Annotated in this window: 4 protein-coding genes and 1 pseudogene; 2 read left to right on the forward strand and 3 right to left on the reverse strand. The window is 71.4% G+C overall.

Going from position 1 to position 5,082, the window contains the following annotated elements; translation table 11 throughout:
- Positions 1-760, reverse strand: a pseudogene (locus D7V93_RS37485) (hypothetical protein); the annotation flags it as partial.
- Positions 761-983: 223 nt separating this feature from the next.
- Between D7V93_RS37485 and D7V93_RS37490 the strand changes: the two are divergent.
- Positions 984-1,571: a hypothetical protein gene (locus D7V93_RS37490; protein WP_147451548.1), complete on the forward strand. Its 588-nt coding sequence runs from the start codon at positions 984-986 to the stop codon at positions 1,569-1,571.
- A 108-nt stretch (positions 1,572-1,679) separates the two neighbouring features.
- On the opposite strand, the gene D7V93_RS37495 is transcribed toward D7V93_RS37490, so the two are convergent.
- Positions 1,680-3,794 carry a chloride channel protein gene (locus D7V93_RS37495; protein WP_208723282.1) on the reverse strand — a complete coding sequence of 705 codons (2,115 nt, stop codon included), beginning with the start codon at positions 3,792-3,794 and terminating at the stop codon, positions 1,680-1,682.
- 174 nt (positions 3,795-3,968) lie between these two features.
- Here D7V93_RS37495 and D7V93_RS37500 point away from each other — a divergent pair, with 174 nt between their 5' ends.
- A complete protein-coding gene (locus D7V93_RS37500) occupies positions 3,969-4,409 on the forward strand; it encodes a peroxiredoxin (RefSeq protein ID WP_120647896.1) in 441 nt (146 codons plus the stop codon).
- A 26-nt stretch (positions 4,410-4,435) separates the two neighbouring features.
- Here D7V93_RS37500 and D7V93_RS37505 read toward each other — a convergent pair.
- A partial coding sequence (locus D7V93_RS37505) for a DUF1109 family protein (protein ID WP_120647897.1) occupies positions 4,436-5,082 on the reverse strand: 647 nt, incomplete at its 5' end.

Genomic DNA, 5,082 nt, shown 5'->3' on the forward strand with positions numbered 1-5,082 from the left:
GCAGGAGGGCCAGCGTGCGCGCGGGGCGAAGCCGCACCAGGGTCCGCAGGGCGCCCACGTCCGCGGGGATGCCGCGCGCCAGCAGGAGCCCCAGCAGCGCCTCCGCCGTGTCGGGGACCTGTTCGGCCAGCCGCTCCAGGTGCCGGCCCACCCGGTAGCGCGTCACCGGGTCCACCTCCCCGTCCACCGCGCCCACCCATTCGAGCAGCACCGCGCCCAGCACGTCCGGCGCGTAGCGCGCGAGCCGCTCCCAGAACCGGTGGCTCGGCCGCTCCAGCGCGCGCGCCAGGTGCCGGCGCAGCCCCTCCGCCGAGGCCAGGGGCACCGCGTCCGAGAACGTCGCGCCGTCCGGATGCTCCGCGAGCCCGTCCAGGTACGCGTCGATGACGGCGTGCCGCCGCCGCTTCACCAGCTCACGCAGCAATGACTGCTCACGGCGCATGCCGTGCGCCATGCGCAGCGCTTCCAATGCCTGGGCATCATCACAGGCGAGCGGCACCAGCTCGAACGCCAGGGCCCGCACCCGGAATGACTCGTCAGAGAGGGCCCGCAGCACCGCCCCACCCTCACGCCGGGTGAACTGGGCTGCCAATGCCAGGCGTCTTTCGGAGGCGTCCCCCTGGGCCAGCGCATCCAGCAGCCCCTGGGCCTCCGGGTCCGTTCGGGCACGGCGCCCCAGGGCGACCATTTGACGCACCCGGGCATCATGGAAGGTGGACGACAGCTCGGAGCGCAGGGCGGAGAGGCGGGAGTCGGACATGGCGTCCAAGGATGCCTGCTCCCCTGGTTTCCTGACAGACCCACCCCCATCCCCACGCCTCCGCCTTGGCTAGACATGTCTGTTCTGCCTTGAATTGGAGGTTTTGCGGCTATTGGGTTGCCAATTCAATGAATTGCATGTTAGTCCTTCGGGCGCCCCTTGCCGGAAAGCAAGTCCTTGCGGCGGCCCGGCGGGGACAACACCAGACCTTGGAGAAACCCACATGCTGCGTCATGGAATGAAGCGCTTTGCCGTTCCTGTCCTGGGTGTCGTCTCGTTGCTGGCGGGCCTGTCCGCGGGTGCCGCGGAGCCGGTGGGCGCGAGCACGGAGCAGTTGGCCCAGGACTTCGTGAGCAGCCTGGATCGCGCCGTGCAGGTTCCGTCGCGTCCGGGGCTGTCCGATGCCCAGGCCCGTCCGGCGAACACCTACCAGACCTTCTACTTCGCCAACTTCACGGGCGCGGTCGTCTACAACAACGGCACCGCGCTGACGGGCGTGAGCATCGTCACCCCGCTCCCCGCGGCCATGGCCTCCAGCCCCTCGGGCTTCGTGGGCTCGGCCCAGGCGGTGGTCCCGGCCTCCACGCCGTGGAGCCAGGTCATCACCTACACGACGAACCTGTCGGATCCGTATGGCGCGGCGAAGACGTGCACCTACTCGGTCTCCACGGCGTTCGTGAACGGGGCCTGTCAGGCCAACATCACCTTCACCGCGCAGGGGGCCCAGGGGGCCGTGTGCGGCTTCTTCCCCGCGCAGTCGGGCGTCGACCCCGTGACCTGCCAACTCCAGCTCGCCGTCGGCATCCAGTAGTCAGCGGCCCACGCGGGCTGACAATCCAATGCCTCACGGCGGGAGTGGGATGCGCTCCCGCCGTGGGTGTCTGGCATTGCGGGGCACGGAGCCGGCCGGCCCGCCGGCTCAGTGCGTGGCCTCGGTCGGGGCGACGGGGTAGTCGCCCTTCGCATGCGCATGGGCGTGCTGCGCGAAGAGGAAGCGGCGCACCGCGGCCCGGGTGATGAGCCCGCACGGCGCCAATCCCAGCACCGGGGACACCGGCAGCGCGTCCACGTCCTCCTGGTCCATCACCTGGATGGCATGCGCCAGGTCCGTGTCCGGCGGCAGCGCGGGCAGCTTGCGCGCCAGGTCGCTGGCGACGAGCAGCGGGTACATGGACTCGTCACGCCACACCTCGCGCAGCTGCTCCACCTGCACGGTGCCGTAGAGGTTGCCCAGCGGGTCCAGCACGGGCAGCGTGCCCGCCTCGGACGTGAGCAGCTGGTCCGCCAGCGCGCGCAGCGGCGTGCCCGCGGGCACCGCCGACACCTCCGTCATCAGGATGCGCACGTGGGTGCCCGTCAGCAGGTCCTCGTCGCTCTGCACCTTCGCGGAGGTCCGCTCGATGAGGTAGTGGCACAGCGCGGACGCGATGGTGCACGTCACCATCAGCGGCAGGATGATCTCGTGGCTGCCGCTCAGCTCGTACAGCATCATCATGCCGGTGAGCGGGCCGCGCGTGAGGGCCGCCACCGCGCCGCCCATGCCCACGATGGCGTAGGCGCCGCTGGGCCCGGTGGCCAGCGGGAAGAAGTAGTGCACCAGCGTGCCGAACGCGCCGCCCGCCATCGCGCCAATCACCGCCGCCGGGAAGAACGTGCCGCCGGACCCGCCCGAGCCGATGGTGATGGACGTGGCGACGAGCTTCAGCACGCACGCCGTCACCAGGAAGATGAAGGGCAGCTGGCCCGCCGCCGCCAGGTTGATGAAGTCGTGCCCGCTGCCCCACACCGTGGGGCTCAGGAACACGAGCACTCCCGTGCACAGGCCGCCCAGCGCGGCGCGCACCGGCAGCGGCTTCTTCCCCAGCCACGGGGAGAGCCGTCCCTTCGAACCTCCGTGGAAGAAGTGCTCCACGCCATGCAGCAGCTTCACGAACGCGAACGCCAGCAGGCCGCACCCGATGCCCAGCCCCGCGTAGGCGAACACCTCCGCGCCGCTGACCAGCTCGTAGTTGACCCGGTTGAGCATGGGCGCCTCGTCCAGCACGCCCCGGCTCACCAGCGTTCCCGCCACGCTCGCGAGGATGATGGGGGAGAAGACCCGCAGCTCGAACTCGCGCAGGATGATCTCCATCGCGAACACCGCGCCCGCGATGGGGGCGTTGAAGGACGCGGAGATGCCCGCCCCCGCGCCGCACGCCAGGAGGATGGACAGCTCCTTGCGGCTGAAGCCCAGCACGCGCCCCACGCTGGAGGCGAACGCCGCGCCGCCATAGACGATGGGGCCCTCGCGCCCCGCGGAGCCGCCGCTGCCAATGGTGATGGCGGACGCGATGAGCTTGAGCAGCCCCCGGTCCGCCGGCACCACGTTGGCGCCGCTCTTCACCGCGCGCACCACCTCCGGCAGACCGTGGCCGTGCGTCTCCGGCCGGTCGCGCAGCAGGCGGCCCACCGCGAGCCCACCCAGCGTGGGCGCCAGCAGGATGAGCCACCAGGGCAGGTGCGGCAGTGCCGCGGGCAGGTTGTGCGCGTGGCCGAACACCGCGTTGACGGCCGCCAGCCCCACCAGCGGGTAGTAGAGCGACAGCCCGCCCAGCGTCAGCAGCGCCAGCAGCCGCAGCCGGCGCTTCACCTCGTCGCGAGGCCCCCCGGGCTCGATGATGCGCGCGAGCAGCAGCGCGCCCATGGCCAGCGGCACGCCCACCAGCGCGTACTCCAGGTGCCAGCGCGCGGAGGACAGCGACTCCATCAGCGTGCGCAGCCGCTGCGGCTTGAGCGTCGCCGCCAGCTCCGCGGCGCTGAACGTGATGCCGCTCATCACGCCAATGAGGTTGGAGAAGACGCCGGCGGCCAGGCCGCTGTAGAGCCCCACCACCGCGCCCGCGATGGGGAGCACGGACGGAGTGGGCAGGCGGATGCGGTTCGACGCACCCAGCAGGAAGTAGATGAGCCGGGAAAGGCTCAGCCGTGCCCACGCGCGAAGCGTGGCCACTCGCTGCCCGGACTGGGCAGGCGGAGGTTCGTCACTGTTGTTCATTTGGAGCCCCTACTAAACGGACGAGGGGGGTGGGTTTCAAGCGTCTTGAGGGGGATGGTGCGTCCGGGCCGTCCGCCTGCACTCCACTCCACACATCGTCCGAGCGGTGCCCGGCTGCCTGCCCCCGGGGCGTGCTACGACGGCGCCGTTCCCACCTCGAAGGAGGCATCGCACATGCTCAAGCAGGGAGACGTGGCGCCGGAGTTCACGGTGAAGGACCACACGGGGAAGACGCACCGGCTGTCGGACTACCGGGGCAAGAACGTGGTGCTCTGGTTCTATCCGAAGGCGGACACCCCGGGCTGCACCGCCGAGGGGTGCTCCTTCCGCGATCACAAGGCCCAGTACGAGCAGAAGGGCACGGTCATCCTGGGCATCAGCTTCGACACGCCGGAGGAGAACCAGGCCTTCGCGAAGAAGTTCGACTTCAACTTCCCGCTGCTGTGTGACGTGGACCGGACAGTGGGCCTGGCCTACGGGGCCGCGGACGACGCGAAGGCCGCCAACGCGCGCCGGGTGGGCGTCGTCATCGGGCCGGACGGCAAGGTGAAGGAGTGGCACGCCAAGGTGGACGCGCGCGCCTTCCCCCAGGAAGCGCTGTCGCGGCTCCAGTAGCCGCCGTGCGCCGCACCCTCGCGACCTCAGGGCGCGAAGGTGCGGGACGGCAGGCGTGAGCGGATGAAGACCGCCACGCCGGCCAGCGCCACCCACGGCAGCAGGTGGCCCAGCATCAGGTGGTCCGCGGTGCCGTCGGGGCAGTGCACGTGCAGCACCAGCATGCTCACGCCCGCCGCGGACAGGCCCGCCGCCAGCGCCCGGACGGGCTGGTAGGCGGAGCGGCACAGCAGCACCAGCGCCAGGGCCAGCGGCACCACCGACAGCGCCACCTCCGTGCCCATGCACCCCAGCGTGCCCGTGAGCAACGGCCGCACCTGGAGCCCGGAGCGACCGAGCAGCTGCGCCACCACCACGGCGCCCGCGCCCGCCGCCACCAATCCCAGCGGCCAGGTCCGCCGGCTCGGCGCGAGCCCGAGGAGCGCCCCGGCCCCCACACCCGCGACGATGAGCAGCGCCACGCCCGCCACCTGATAGGAGGGCGCGGCGTTGAGCATCAGCCCGTGCCGGCCCACCACCAGCAGGCCCACGGCGGCCACGCCCAGGTAGGTGCCGAGCAGCACCAGCACGTCCCTCCACCACGGCGTGGGCAGGGGCGTCGCGGCCAGCTCCGTCAGCGACCTACGCCGCGTCTCCTCGGCCTTCGCTTCATTGAAGGGGCCGGGGAAGGGGA

The sequence above is a fragment of the Corallococcus llansteffanensis genome (assembly GCF_003612055.1).
GTDB lineage: Bacteria > Myxococcota > Myxococcia > Myxococcales > Myxococcaceae > Corallococcus > Corallococcus llansteffanensis.

Bases quoted from the DNA above. Each gene is read 5' to 3' on its own strand.
- D7V93_RS37490 (WP_147451548.1), top strand. From the start codon at position 984: ATGCTGCGTCATGGAATGAAGCGCTTTGCCGTTCCTGTCCTGGGTGTC.
- D7V93_RS37500 (WP_120647896.1), top strand. From the start codon at position 3,969: ATGCTCAAGCAGGGAGACGTGGCGCCGGAGTTCACGGTGAAGGACCAC.
- D7V93_RS37495 (WP_208723282.1), bottom strand. From the start codon at position 3,794: ATGAACAACAGTGACGAACCTCCGCCTGCCCAGTCCGGGCAGCGAGTG.